This is a genomic window from Winogradskyella sp. HB-48, assembly GCF_049942685.1.
Taxonomy (GTDB): Bacteria; Bacteroidota; Bacteroidia; order Flavobacteriales; family Flavobacteriaceae; genus Winogradskyella.
Genome location: NZ_CP187934.1, coordinates 235,881 through 249,752, shown reverse-complemented (window position 1 = coordinate 249,752; position 13,872 = coordinate 235,881). Strand labels below are relative to the sequence as shown.

Sequence of the window (13,872 nt, the reverse complement as noted above, 5' to 3'; positions counted from 1 at the left end):
AACACTAATATTAAATAAGATTAAAATAAATTAAACATGGCAAAGGCAACTTTCGATCGTTCAAAACCACATTTAAACATTGGTACTATTGGACACGTAGATCACGGTAAAACAACTTTAACTGCTGCTATTACTAAAGTATTAGCTGATGCAGGTTTATCTGAAGCGAAATCTTTCGACCAGATTGATAATGCACCAGAAGAAAAAGAAAGAGGTATCACAATTAATACTTCTCACGTAGAATATGCAACTGCTAATCGTCACTATGCTCACGTTGACTGTCCAGGTCACGCGGATTACGTAAAAAACATGGTTACAGGTGCTGCTCAAATGGATGGTGCTATTTTAGTTGTTGCTGCAACAGATGGTCCTATGCCACAAACTCGTGAGCATATCTTACTTGGTCGTCAGGTAGGTATTCCTCGTATCGTTGTATTCATGAACAAAGTAGATATGGTTGACGACGAGGAGCTATTAGAATTAGTTGAGATGGAAATCAGAGATCTATTATCTTTTTATGAGTACGATGGTGATAATGGTCCTGTAGTAGCAGGTTCTGCTTTAGGAGCCCTTAATGGTGAGCAAAAGTGGGTTGATACTGTAATGGAATTAATGAATCAAGTTGATGCATGGATTGAAGAGCCAGTTCGTGATATGGACAAGCCTTTCTTAATGCCAATCGAAGATGTATTCTCTATTACAGGTCGTGGTACTGTTGCAACTGGTCGTATAGAGACTGGTATTGCTAAAACTGGCGATCCTGTAGAAATTATCGGTATGGGTGCAGAGAAATTAACTTCAACTATTACTGGTATCGAGATGTTCCGTCAAATATTAGATAGAGGTGAAGCAGGTGATAATGCTGGTATCTTATTAAGAGGTATTGAGAAAACTCAAATCTCTAGAGGTATGGTAATCGTTAAGCCAGGTTCTGTAACACCACACAAAAAATTCAAGGCTGAGGTTTATATCCTTAAGAAAGAAGAAGGTGGTCGTCATACTCCATTCCATAACAATTACCGTCCACAGTTCTACGTACGTACAACTGACGTAACAGGAAACATTGCGCTTCCTGACGGAGTTGAAATGGTTATGCCTGGTGATAACTTAACTATTACTGTTGAGTTAATCCAACCAATTGCAATGAACGTAGGTTTACGTTTCGCTATCCGTGAAGGTGGTAGAACAGTTGGTGCTGGTCAGGTAACTGAAATCTTAGACTAAACAAGATTGTTAAATAAAATAATTAAGGTATCCTGATTTTTCGGGATGCCTTGATTGTTGTTTACGGGTTTAGCTCAGTTGGTAGAGCACTGGTCTCCAAAACCAGGTGTCGTGAGTTCGAGTCTCGCAACCCGTGCAAATCAAATATGACGAGACGAGAAGCTTGTTCTGAGTGTAGTCGAAGGAAGTGTATATCACTCGTGCGAAATTAGATAACAGGTTAGAAAACCTTTAAATAATAAACAAATGGCAGGATTAATGAAATATATAAAAGAATCATTCGAAGAGTTAAAAAACAATGTGTCATGGACACCATGGTCAGAAGCTCAGAGATTAACTGTGATTGTAGCAGTATTCTCAATTATTTTTTCTTTAGCTATTTGGGGAGTAGATACGGTTTTTAGCAGAGCGGTAAGAGCTTATTTTGATTTATTAAACTAACATATACAAAGAAGGAGAAGATGTCAGATAAAAAGTGGTATGTTGTTAGGGCAGTAAGTGGTCAAGAAAACAAAATAAAGACCTACATAGAAAACGAAATCGCAAGATTAGGTTTAGAAGATTATGTAGATCAGGTTTTAGTACCAACTGAAAAGGTCATTCAAATACGTAACGGTAAGAAAATAAATAAAGAAAAAGTTTATTTCCCTGGATATATAATGATACAGGCAAATTTGAGTGGAGAGATCCCTCACATTATCAAATCAATTACTAATGTTATTGGTTTTTTAGGTGAAACAAAAGGTGGTGATCCTGTACCGTTAAGACAGTCTGAAGTTAACAGAATGTTAGGTAAAGTAGATGAATTGGCTATTAAAGCTGATGCTAACATTGCAATTCCATTCACAAAAGGTGAGACCGTTAAGGTTATTGATGGACCTTTCAATGGTTTTGATGGGACTATTGAAAAAATCTTTGAAGAAAAGCGTAAGCTTGAGGTAATGGTGAAAATTTTCGGAAGAAAAACACCACTAGAATTAAGTTATATGCAAGTTGAAAAGTTATAATAATTGTTACAATAAAGATAGCGTAAGTCTAAGCTTCCAACATAGATAAGCGCACTAAATTTTAAAAAATGGCAAAAGAACTAGACAAAGTAGTTAAGTTACAAGTTCGGGGAGGTGCTGCGAATCCATCGCCACCGGTAGGACCCGCTTTAGGTGCCGCTGGAGTTAATATCATGGAGTTCTGTAAGCAGTTTAATGCTAGAACTCAAGATAAACCGGGTAAAGTATTACCTGTGGTAATTTCTGTTTACAAAGACAAATCTTTTGAATTTGTAATTAAGACACCACCAGCAGCAGTGCAATTATTAGAAGCGGCCAAAGTAAAGAAAGGATCAGGAGAACCTAACCGACGTAAAGTAGCAAGAGTAACTTGGGATCAAATTAAAACAATTGCAGAAGATAAAATGCAAGATTTAAATGCATTTGAACTCGGATCAGCTATGAAAATGGTAGCAGGTACTGCAAGATCCATGGGTATCACTGTTAAAGGAGGTGAAGCTCCAAACTAAATTTTTACAAATGGCAAGATTAACAAGAAAGCAAAAAGAAGCAAGAGCTAAAGTTGACAAAAATAAACTTTACTCTTTAGAAGAAGCTTCAGCTTTACTAAAAGAAATCACATACACTAAGTTTGATGCTTCAGTAGATTTAGCAGTAAGATTAGGTGTAGATCCACGTAAAGCCAATCAGATGGTGCGTGGTGTTGTTTCTTTACCACATGGTACAGGTAAAGATATGAAGGTTCTTGCATTAGTAACTCCAGATAAAGAAGACGAAGCTAAAGAAGCTGGTGCTGATTATGTTGGGTTAGATGATTACTTACAAAAAATAAAAGACGGTTGGACAGATGTAGACGTTATCGTTACAATGCCAAGCGTTATGGGTAAGTTAGGACCATTAGGTAGAGTATTAGGACCAAGAGGTCTTATGCCAAACCCTAAAACTGGAACAGTAACTATGGATATAGGGAAGGCTGTTAGTGAAGTAAAAGCTGGTAAGATAGACTTTAAAGTAGATAAAACAGGTATTGTACATGCACCAATTGGAAAGGCTTCATTTAGTTCTGACAAATTGGTTGGTAATGCAAACGAATTGTTAACTACATTAATCAAATTAAAACCAACTGCTGCAAAAGGTACTTATGTAAAAAGTATTTACATGTCTAGTACCATGAGTCCAAGTATTGCAATAGATACAAAAATAGGATAGTAGTTAAACTTAGAATATTATGACAAGAGAAGAAAAATCGGTAGTAATTGAAGAGTTGACTGCTCAGTTAGCAGAGAATACTAATATCTATTTAACGGATATTTCAGGATTAGATGCAGCAGCAACTTCAAATTTAAGAAGAGCGTGTTTCAAATCTAACATTAAGTTAGCTGTAGTTAAGAATACACTTTTAGAAAAAGCAATGGAAGCATCGGATAAAGATTTCGGTGATTTACCATCTACTTTAAAAGGAAACACTTCGGTAATGTATTCTGAAACAGGAAATGCACCAGCAAAGGTTATAAAAGAGTTTCGTAAGAAATCTGAAAAGCCTTTATTAAAAGGTGCTTTCATTGAAGAAGCAATTTATATTGGCGATGATTTATTAGATACTTTGGTTGATATTAAGTCGAAAGAAGAATTACTTGGTGAGATTATTACAATATTACAATCTCCTGCTAAGAATGTTATTTCAGCACTTAAATCAGGTGGAAGTACTATCGCTGGTTTAGTTAAAACATTATCCGAAAGAGAAGGATAATTAAAACGAACACACTTAGAAAATAAAATAAAAAACACAGATTAAAACAATAGAAAAAATGGCAGATTTAAAAGATTTCGCAGAACAATTAGTTAACTTAACAGTAAAAGAAGTTAACGAATTAGCTACAATATTAAAAGATGAGTACGGTATTGAGCCGGCTGCTGCTGCTGTTGCAGTTGCTGCAGGTGGTGCTGCTGCAGGTGGTGGAGACGCTGCTGAGGAAAAATCAGAATTTGATGTAGTATTAAAAGCAGCTGGTGCATCTAAGTTAGCTGTTGTTAAATTAGTTAAAGAATTAACTGGTTTAGGATTAAAAGAAGCTAAAGAATTAGTTGATGGGGCACCAAGTAACATCAAAGAAGGTGTATCTAAAGACGAAGCTGAAGGCTTAAAATCTTCTTTAGAAGAAGCTGGAGCAGAGGTTGAGCTTAAGTAAGCTCAGCTTAACCTACAACATATGGTTTAGGTCTGGAGTGTACCTCTAAGACCTAAACCCTTTTGTGTATATAAACGTTATATACATATTTTAGTTTTTATTTAATAAAAATCTCGTTCATCAATGTTAGCAAAAAAGGCTGAAAGAATTAGTTTCTCTTCTATTGTAAATAGAACAGATTACCCAGACTTTTTGGATATTCAAATTAAATCCTTCCAGGATTTTTTCCAATTAGAAACAAAGTCAGAAGCAAGAGAAAATGAGGGGTTGTACAATACCTTCATGGAAAATTTCCCTATTACAGATACTCGTAATCAATTTGTATTAGAATTTTTAGATTACTTTATCGATCCTCCACGTTACACTATAGAAGAGTGTATAGAAAGAGGATTAACCTATAGTGTTCCTTTAAAAGCTAGATTAAAGTTATACTGTACTGATCCTGAACACGAAGATTTCGAAACAATTGTTCAAGATGTGTATTTAGGTACAATTCCATACATGACACCAAGTGGTACATTCTGTATCAATGGTGCTGAGCGTGTAGTAGTATCTCAGTTACACCGTTCACCAGGTGTATTCTTTAGTCAATCATTCCATGCTAATGGTACTAAGTTATATTCAGCAAGAGTTATTCCATTCAAAGGATCTTGGATAGAATTTGCTACAGATATCAATAGTGTAATGTACGCTTACATTGATAGAAAGAAAAAATTGCCTGTAACAACGCTTTTCCGTGCTATTGGTTTTGAGCGTGATAAAGATATTTTAGAAATATTTGACCTTGCAGAAGAAGTAAAAGTTTCTAAATCTGGTTTAAAGAAAGTTTTAGGTCGTAAACTTGCCGCTCGTGTTCTTAACACTTGGCATGAAGATTTCGTAGACGAGGATACAGGAGAAGTTGTATCTATTGAGCGTAACGAAATAGTATTAGACCGTGACACAATCATAGACAAAGATAATATTGAAGAAATCCTTGAAGCAGGCGTAAAAACAGTTCTTTTACATAAAGAAAGTGCCCAGCAAGGAGATTACGCAATTATTCATAATACATTACAGAAAGATCCAACAAACTCTGAAAAAGAAGCTGTTGAGCATATCTACCGTCAATTACGTAATGCAGAACCACCAGATGAGGAAACTGCACGTGGCATTATTGACAAATTATTCTTCTCAGACCAACGTTACTCTTTGGGTGAAGTAGGTCGTTACAGAATGAATAAAAAATTAGGTCTTGATATTGGTATGGACAAGCAAGTGCTTACCAAAGAGGATATCATTACCATTATAAAATATTTAATTGAGCTTATCAACTCAAAGGCTGAAATTGATGATATCGATCACTTATCAAACCGTCGTGTACGTACTGTAGGTGAGCAATTATCACAACAGTTTGGTGTTGGTTTGGCTCGTATGGCACGTACCATTCGTGAGCGTATGAATGTTCGTGATAACGAGGTATTTACACCAATAGATTTAATTAATGCTAAGACTTTGTCTTCTGTAATTAATTCATTCTTTGGTACCAACCAGTTATCTCAGTTTATGGATCAGACTAATCCATTAGCAGAGATAACTCACAAGCGTCGTTTATCAGCTTTAGGTCCTGGTGGTCTTTCAAGAGAAAGAGCAGGTTTCGAAGTGCGAGACGTTCACTATACACATTACGGACGTTTATGTCCTATTGAAACACCAGAAGGTCCAAATATTGGTCTTATTTCTTCGCTTTCTGTTTATGCTAAAGTGAATTCTATGGGATTCATCGAAACACCATATAGAAAAGTTGAAGAAGGAGTTGTTGATATTAAAAATGCACCAACATATTTAAGTGCTGAAGAAGAAGAAGAAATGATGATTGCTCAAGCAACAGTTGAAGTTGATGGCAAAGGTAAGATTCTTCATGATAAAGTAATTGCACGTCAGGAAGGTGATTTCCCAGTTATTGAACCAACAAGTGTTAACTATACAGACGTTGCACCAAATCAGATTGCTTCTATATCAGCATCTTTAATTCCGTTCTTAGAGCATGATGATGCTAACCGTGCTTTGATGGGATCTAACATGATGCGTCAGGCTGTGCCATTATTACGTCCTGAAGCGCCAATAGTTGGTACTGGATTAGAGCGTCAGGTAGCATCAGACTCAAGAGTGTTAATTAATGCTGAGGGTGAAGGTGTTGTTGAGTATGTTGATGCAGAGAAAATCGTAATCAAATACCAACGTACTGAAGATGAAGCTATGGTAAGCTTTGATAGCGATGTTAAAGAATATCCTTTAGTAAAATTCAGAAAGACAAATCAAGGTACCTCAATTAACTTAAAGCCAATCGTTAGAAAAGGGGATAAAGTTTCTAAAGGTCAGGTTTTATGTGAAGGTTATGCAACTCAAAATGGTGAGTTAGCACTTGGTAGAAATATGAAAGTAGCATTTATGCCTTGGAAAGGGTATAACTTTGAGGATGCAATCGTAATTTCTGAAAAAGTTGTTCGTGATGACATCTTTACATCTATCCATATTGATGAGTATTCTTTAGAGGTTAGAGACACCAAATTAGGTAACGAAGAGCTAACCAATGATATACCAAACGTTTCTGAAGAGGCTACTAAGGACTTAGACGAAAACGGTATGATTCGTATTGGTGCAGAGATTAAGCCAGGTGATATTTTAATTGGTAAGATCACACCAAAAGGTGAATCAGACCCTACACCAGAAGAAAAACTTCTTCGTGCTATATTTGGTGACAAAGCTGGTGATGTAAAAGATGCATCCTTAAAAGCATCTCCATCATTAAATGGTGTTGTAATCGATAAGAAATTATTTTCTAGAGCGGTAAAAGATAAGCGTAAGAGAGCTCAGGATAAAGAAGATATAGAAAAATTAGAAGATGCTTATGACAAGCGTTTTGATGATCTAAAAGCAATTTTAGTTGAAAAACTATTCAATATTGTAAATGGTAAAACAGCACAAGGTATCTATAATGATTTAGGTGAAGAGATCATACCAAAAGGTAAGAAGTATACATTAAAAATGTTAAATGCTGTTGATGATTACACGCATTTAACTTCAGGAAAGTGGACTACTGATGATCACACAAATGAGCTTGTAGCAGATTTAATCCACAACTATAAGATTAAGGAAAATGATCTACAAGGTTCATTAAGACGAGAGAAATTTACAATTTCTGTTGGTGATGAGTTACCTGCAGGTATCATTAAGTTGGCTAAAGTTTATATTGCTAAAAAGCGTAAGCTTAAAGTAGGTGATAAGATGGCAGGTCGTCACGGTAACAAAGGTATTGTTGCTCGTATTGTTCGTCAAGAAGATATGCCGTTCTTAGAAGATGGAACTCCAGTTGATATTGTATTAAACCCACTTGGTGTACCTTCTCGTATGAACATTGGTCAGATTTATGAAACTGTATTAGGTTGGGCAGGTCAAAAGTTAAATAGAACTTATGCAACTCCAATTTTTGATGGTGCTACATTAGATCAAATCAATGGATTTACAGATGAAGCTGGTGTACCAAGATTTGGCCATACTTATTTATATGATGGTGGAACAGGAGATCGTTTTGACCAACCTGCGACGGTAGGTGTTATCTACATGATTAAACTTGGTCACATGATCGACGATAAGATGCACGCACGTTCTATAGGCCCTTACTCGTTAATTACACAACAACCATTAGGTGGTAAAGCACAATTTGGTGGTCAGCGTTTTGGTGAGATGGAGGTATGGGCACTTGAAGCCTATGGTGCTTCAAGTACTTTGCGTGAGATCTTAACTGTAAAATCAGATGATGTTATAGGTAGAGCTAAAACTTACGAAGCTATCGTTAAAGGTGAGCCAATGCCAGAGCCTGGATTACCTGAATCGTTCAATGTATTGATGCATGAGTTAAAAGGTTTAGGATTAGATATTAGATTAGAAGAGTAAAAAATAGTTAGTAGTCTATAGTCGGTAGATAAATATCTATCGGCTAAAGGCTAACGACTTAAGACTATAAAGAAAAATGGCAAGAAAACAAGATAAGAATACAGTAGAGAAATTTAACAAAATTTCTATCGGATTAGCATCACCAGAATCTGTTTTAGCAGCTTCTCGTGGTGAGGTATTAAAGCCAGAAACTATCAATTATCGAACTCACAAACCTGAGCGTGATGGTTTGTTCTGTGAGCGTATTTTTGGTCCTGTAAAGGATTTTGAATGTGCTTGTGGTAAATATAAAAGAATACGTTACAAAGGTATCGTATGCGACCGTTGTGGTGTAGAAGTAACAGAGAAGAAAGTACGTAGAGATAGAGTAGGACACATCAACTTAGTTGTGCCTGTTGCGCATATCTGGTACTTCCGTTCGTTACCAAACAAAATTGGATACCTTCTTGGATTACCATCTAAGAAGTTAGATATGATTATCTATTATGAGCGTTATGTTGTAATCCAATCAGGAACTGCAATTAATGCTGAAGGAGAACCTGTTCAAAAAATGGATTTCCTTACTGAAGAAGAATATCTTAATATCTTAGAATCTCTTCCTCAAGAAAATCAATATCTAGAAGATACAGACCCAAATAAGTTTATTGCTAAAATGGGAGCTGAGTGTCTTATTGATTTGTTAGCAAGAATAGACTTAGATGAATTATCTTACGAATTAAGACATAAAGCTAATAACGAAACTTCTAAACAACGTAAGACGGAAGCATTAAAACGTCTTCAAGTTGTAGAGGCTTTTAGAGAGTCTAATGAAAACAGAGAGAATAAGCCTGAGTGGATGATCTTAAAGGCTATTCCTGTTATTCCACCAGAGTTAAGACCTTTAGTGCCTTTAGATGGTGGCCGTTTTGCAACATCAGATTTAAATGATCTTTACCGTCGTGTAATTATTCGTAACAACCGTCTTAAGAGATTAGTTGAGATAAAAGCACCAGAAGTGATTTTGCGTAATGAAAAACGTATGTTACAAGAATCTGTAGATTCATTATTTGATAACACACGTAAGTCTTCTGCGGTAAAAACAGATTCTAATAGACCATTAAAATCATTATCTGATTCTCTTAAAGGTAAGCAAGGACGTTTCCGTCAAAACTTACTTGGTAAGCGTGTTGATTACTCTGCACGTTCTGTAATTGTTGTAGGACCAGAATTAAAATTATTCGAGTGTGGATTGCCTAAAAATATGGCAGCTGAGCTTTACAAACCTTTTATCATTAGAAAATTAATTGAAAGAGGAATTGTAAAAACGGTAAAATCTGCAAAGAAAATTATAGATAGAAAAGAGCCTGTAGTTTGGGATATCTTAGAGAATGTTCTTAAAGGACATCCAGTATTACTAAACCGTGCTCCTACACTTCACAGACTTGGTATTCAAGCATTCCAACCAAAGCTTATTGAAGGTAAAGCAATTCAGTTACACCCATTAGTGTGTACTGCATTTAACGCGGATTTCGATGGTGACCAAATGGCGGTGCATTTACCATTAGGACCTGAGGCTATCTTAGAAGCTCAATTATTGATGTTAGCTTCTCATAACATATTAAACCCTGCTAATGGTTCACCAGTTACTGTACCATCTCAGGATATGGTTCTTGGTCTTTATTACATGACCAAGCTTCGTAAGACTGATGATACTTATACTGTAAAAGGTGAAGGTCTAACATTCTATTCTCCAGAAGAAGTAACTATTGCTTACAATGAAAAGAAAGTAGATCTTAATGCAGGTATTAAAGTTAGAACTAAAGACTTCAATGAAGAAGGCGTATTGACTACTCAGATAATTGAGACAACAGTTGGTAGGGTACTTTTTAACGAAAAAGTGCCAGAGCAAGCAGGATATGTTAATGAAGTATTGACTAAGAAATCTTTAAGAGATATCATTGGTAAAATCTTGAAAGTAACCTCAGTCCCAGAAACAGCTGAATTCTTAGATGAAATCAAGACTTTAGGATATAAGTTTGCATTCCAAGGAGGATTATCATTTAGTTTAGGGGATATTATTATTCCTGAAGAAAAGCATGCTATGATTGATGCTGCCAACAGACAAGTTGATGGCATCATGGGTAACTATAACATGGGTCTTATTACTAATAACGAACGTTATAACCAAGTTATTGATATTTGGACTTCCACAAATGCTGAATTGACGGAATTATCTATGAAGCGTATCCGTGAAGATCAACAAGGATTCAACTCAGTATTTATGATGTTAGATTCTGGTGCTCGTGGATCTAAAGAGCAGATTCGTCAGTTAACGGGTATGCGTGGATTAATGGCAAAACCTAAAAAATCTAACGCTGGTGGTGGAGAAATTATTGAGAACCCAATTCTTTCTAACTTTAAAGAAGGACTTTCAATTTTAGAATACTTTATCTCTACTCACGGCGCTCGTAAAGGTCTTGCAGATACGGCCCTTAAAACGGCCGATGCAGGTTACTTAACACGTCGTCTAGTAGACGTTTCCCAAGATGTAATCATTTATGAAAAAGACTGTGGTACATTAAGAGGTATTGAGGTGTCTGCACTTAAGAAAAATGAAGAAGTTGTAGAATCTTTAGAGTCTCGTATTGTAGGTAGAACTTCATTAAACGATGTTTACGATCCGCATACAGAAGAATTAATCATAGAAGCTGGAAGCCATATCGATGACAATATCGCTAAGAAAATTGGTAATTCAGCATTAGAGACTATTGAAGTGCGTTCGCCATTAACTTGTGAAGCAAAACAAGGTATCTGTGTTAAGTGTTACGGACGTAACCTTGCTACTGGTAAAATGGTACAACGAGGTGAAGCTGTTGGTGTAGTAGCCGCACAGTCTATTGGTGAGCCAGGTACACAGTTAACCTTACGTACATTCCACGTAGGTGGTATTGCAGGTAACATTTCAGAAGAAAATAAATTAACTGTTAAGTTTGATGGTATAGCAGAAATAGATGACCTTAAAACTGTTAAAACAAAAGATAGCGAAGGAAAAGATGTTGATGTTGTTATCTCAAGAACTTCAGAATTAAAGTTAGTAGATGCCAAAACAGGTATTGTCTTAAGTACAAATAATATCCCTTACGGTTCTCATATTTTTGTTAAGCCAGATGCTCAAGTTAAGAAAGGTGACGTTATCTGTCAGTGGGATCCATACAATGGTGTAATTATTTCAGAATTTGCTGGTAAAGTGAAGTATGAAAACATCGAGCAAGGTGTAACTTATCAAGTAGAAATTGATGAGCAAACTGGTTTCCAAGAAAAAGTAATTTCAGAATCTAGAAACAAGAAGTTGATTCCAACATTATTGATTGAAGATAAGAAAGGCGAAACTATACGTTCATATAACTTGCCAGTAGGTGCTCATATTATGATTGATGATGGAGATAAAATTGAAGTCGGTAAGATTTTAGTTAAAATTCCTCGTAAATCAGCTAAAGCAGGTGATATTACTGGTGGTCTTCCTCGTGTAACCGAACTATTTGAAGCACGTAACCCATCTAACCCAGCTGTAGTGAGTGAGATTGATGGTGTAGTGTCATTTGGTAAGATAAAGCGTGGTAACCGTGAGATTGTCATAGAATCTAAACTAGGTGAGGTTAAGAAATACTTAGTTAAATTATCTAATCAGATTCTTGTACAAGAAAATGATTATGTTAAGGCAGGCATGCCATTATCTGATGGTTCTGTAACACCAAATGATATTCTTAATATTAAAGGCCCTTCAGCTGTACAACAATACTTGGTTAACGAGGTACAAGAAGTATATCGTTTACAGGGTGTAAAGATTAACGATAAGCACTTTGAAGTTGTTGTAAGACAGATGATGCGTAAAGTTAGAATTATGGATTCTGGCGATACTATTTTCTTAGAAAATCAATTAGTACATAAAGACGATTTCATTGAAGAAAACGATAAGATTTTTGGAATGAAGGTTGTAGAAAATGCTGGTGATTCTGAGAATTTAAAATCAGGTCAAATCATAACGGTTAGACAACTAAGAGACGAAAACTCTATTTTACGTAGAGAGGATAAGAATCTTGTAACTGCCAGAGATGCACAGCCAGCCACTGCAACACCTATTTTACAAGGTATTACAAGAGCGTCATTACAAACTAAATCGTTTATCTCTGCAGCATCATTCCAAGAAACAACAAAAGTTCTTAATGAAGCAGCAGTTAGTGGTAAGGTAGATGCTTTAGAGGGACTTAAAGAGAATGTAATTGTAGGTCACAGAATACCAGCTGGTACTGGTGTTAGAGCTTATGATAACATTATTGTTGGTTCCAAAGAAGAGTTTGACCAAATGATGAAAGCTAAAGAAGAAATGAACTTTAATTAAAAGTTTGTCATTCTTGCGAAATCGAAGATTCATGAGTTCATTAATTATGAATAGTAATCTACGAATGATGTAAGAATCTTAATAAATAAGAGCCTTCATTCTATTAAAGTTTGAAGGCTTTTTAATTAAAACCAAATATTATGTCAGAAGAAAAAAAGACCCCAAAAAAAGGTCAAATTAATATAGAACTAGATGAAAGTGTAGCGGAAGGAACCTATTCTAACTTAGCAATTATAAACCATTCTGTTTCTGAATTTGTAGTAGATTTTGTTAGTATAATGCCAGGCACACCAAAAAGTAAAGTGAAGTCTAGAATAATTTTAACACCTCAACATGCAAAACGTTTGCTAAAGGCTTTAGGTGATAATGTGGCCCGTTTTGAAAAAGCCCATGGTGAAATCAAAGATTACGAGCAACCACCAATTCCTTTGAACTTCGGACCAACAGGTCAGGCTTAAATTTAAATTGTGGTTGCGAGAAATGTTTCCATACAGCAACCACCAATTCCATTGAATTTTGGACCAACAGGTCAGGCATAAAGATGTATAACTAAATTATATGGAAATTTATTTTAGCATTTAAAATAGTAATTATAAAATACGTATTTAAATGGATTATAAAGGCGATTTAAATTAAGGATTGTAGTTATTAAATAAAAACAGTTAAACGCCTTTAAATTGCTTTAAATAGATTATTTGCTATTTTTTAGTCAAAAATCATAAAAAATAAAAGATCCTTACAGTAAAACTTACTGCAAGGATCTTTTATTACTTAAAAGTAAATTCTAAGCCACATCTTTTTGATTTAGATGATACTTTAATGCTCCTGATGGACATTTTTTAATTTGATTTACAATCACATCAGTTTGTGCACCATCTAAATTAATCCATGGAATTACAGAATTTCTAAATACTTCTGAAAGTTGTTTTGCGCAAATACCTGCATTTACACAACAACGAGGTTCATAGGTTACAGTAATATCCTTATTACTGAAAACGTTTGCGTTTACATCCATAATAAGTAGATTAGTTTGGGGTTAATCTTATTATCAAATTAGATATTGACTGTCAAGAATAAGTATTTTGTCGTTAAAAAACAAATATTATCGATAAAATACACTAATTTTTAATCTATTCGA

11 protein-coding genes and 1 tRNA gene are annotated in these 13,872 nt (G+C 35.3%); 11 read left to right on the top strand and 1 reads right to left on the bottom strand.

From position 1 onward, the window contains the following. The first annotated feature begins 36 nt into the window (after nt 1-36). The 11 genes from tuf (at nt 37) to ACPX19_RS01085 (ending at nt 13,192) form a co-directional block, all read left to right on the top strand. Nucleotides 37-1,224, top strand: coding sequence for an elongation factor Tu (gene tuf, locus ACPX19_RS01135; protein ID WP_426430979.1), 1,188 nt, complete (start codon nt 37-39; stop codon nt 1,222-1,224). Between the two features lie 63 nt (nt 1,225-1,287). Continuing rightward, nucleotides 1,288-1,360: transfer RNA gene (locus tag ACPX19_RS01130), tRNA-Trp, on the top strand. Nucleotides 1,361-1,470: 110 nt separating this feature from the next. Next, nucleotides 1,471-1,665, top strand: coding sequence for a preprotein translocase subunit SecE (gene secE / locus ACPX19_RS01125; protein WP_426430978.1), 195 nt, complete (start codon nt 1,471-1,473; stop codon nt 1,663-1,665). Nucleotides 1,666-1,685: 20 nt separating this feature from the next. After that, complete coding sequence (gene nusG, locus ACPX19_RS01120; RefSeq protein ID WP_426430977.1) at nt 1,686-2,231, top strand: transcription termination/antitermination protein NusG; 546 nt, start codon at nt 1,686-1,688, stop codon at nt 2,229-2,231. A gap of 68 nt (nt 2,232-2,299) precedes the next feature. Next, nucleotides 2,300-2,740 carry a 50S ribosomal protein L11 gene (rplK, locus tag ACPX19_RS01115; protein WP_426430976.1) on the top strand — a complete coding sequence of 147 codons (441 nt, stop codon included), beginning with the start codon at nt 2,300-2,302 and terminating at the stop codon, nt 2,738-2,740. Between the two features lie 10 nt (nt 2,741-2,750). Beyond that, complete coding sequence (rplA, locus tag ACPX19_RS01110; RefSeq protein WP_426430975.1) at nt 2,751-3,440, top strand: 50S ribosomal protein L1; 690 nt, start codon at nt 2,751-2,753, stop codon at nt 3,438-3,440. 19 nt (nt 3,441-3,459) lie between these two features. Then, complete coding sequence (rplJ, locus tag ACPX19_RS01105) at nt 3,460-3,981, top strand: 50S ribosomal protein L10 (RefSeq protein WP_426430974.1); 522 nt, start codon at nt 3,460-3,462, stop codon at nt 3,979-3,981. 58 nt (nt 3,982-4,039) lie between these two features. Then, the gene (rplL, locus tag ACPX19_RS01100; RefSeq protein WP_426430973.1) at nt 4,040-4,420 is read left to right on the top strand and encodes a 50S ribosomal protein L7/L12; all 381 of its coding nucleotides are present in this window, start codon (nt 4,040-4,042) and stop codon (nt 4,418-4,420) included. A gap of 123 nt (nt 4,421-4,543) precedes the next feature. Further along, the gene (gene rpoB, locus ACPX19_RS01095; RefSeq protein ID WP_426430972.1) at nt 4,544-8,356 is read left to right on the top strand and encodes a DNA-directed RNA polymerase subunit beta; all 3,813 of its coding nucleotides are present in this window, start codon (nt 4,544-4,546) and stop codon (nt 8,354-8,356) included. 76 nt (nt 8,357-8,432) lie between these two features. Next, nucleotides 8,433-12,734: a DNA-directed RNA polymerase subunit beta' gene (gene rpoC, locus ACPX19_RS01090; RefSeq protein WP_426430971.1), complete on the top strand. Its 4,302-nt coding sequence runs from the start codon at nt 8,433-8,435 to the stop codon at nt 12,732-12,734. Between the two features lie 140 nt (nt 12,735-12,874). Beyond that, nucleotides 12,875-13,192, top strand: a complete 318-nt coding sequence (locus ACPX19_RS01085; protein WP_426430970.1) for a DUF3467 domain-containing protein — start codon at nt 12,875-12,877, stop codon at nt 13,190-13,192. Between the two features lie 326 nt (nt 13,193-13,518). Here ACPX19_RS01085 and ACPX19_RS01080 read toward each other — a convergent pair whose 3' ends face one another. Beyond that, nucleotides 13,519-13,749: a (4Fe-4S)-binding protein gene (locus ACPX19_RS01080; RefSeq protein ID WP_426430969.1), complete on the bottom strand. Its 231-nt coding sequence runs from the start codon at nt 13,747-13,749 to the stop codon at nt 13,519-13,521. Between the last annotated feature and the right edge of the window lie 123 nt (nt 13,750-13,872).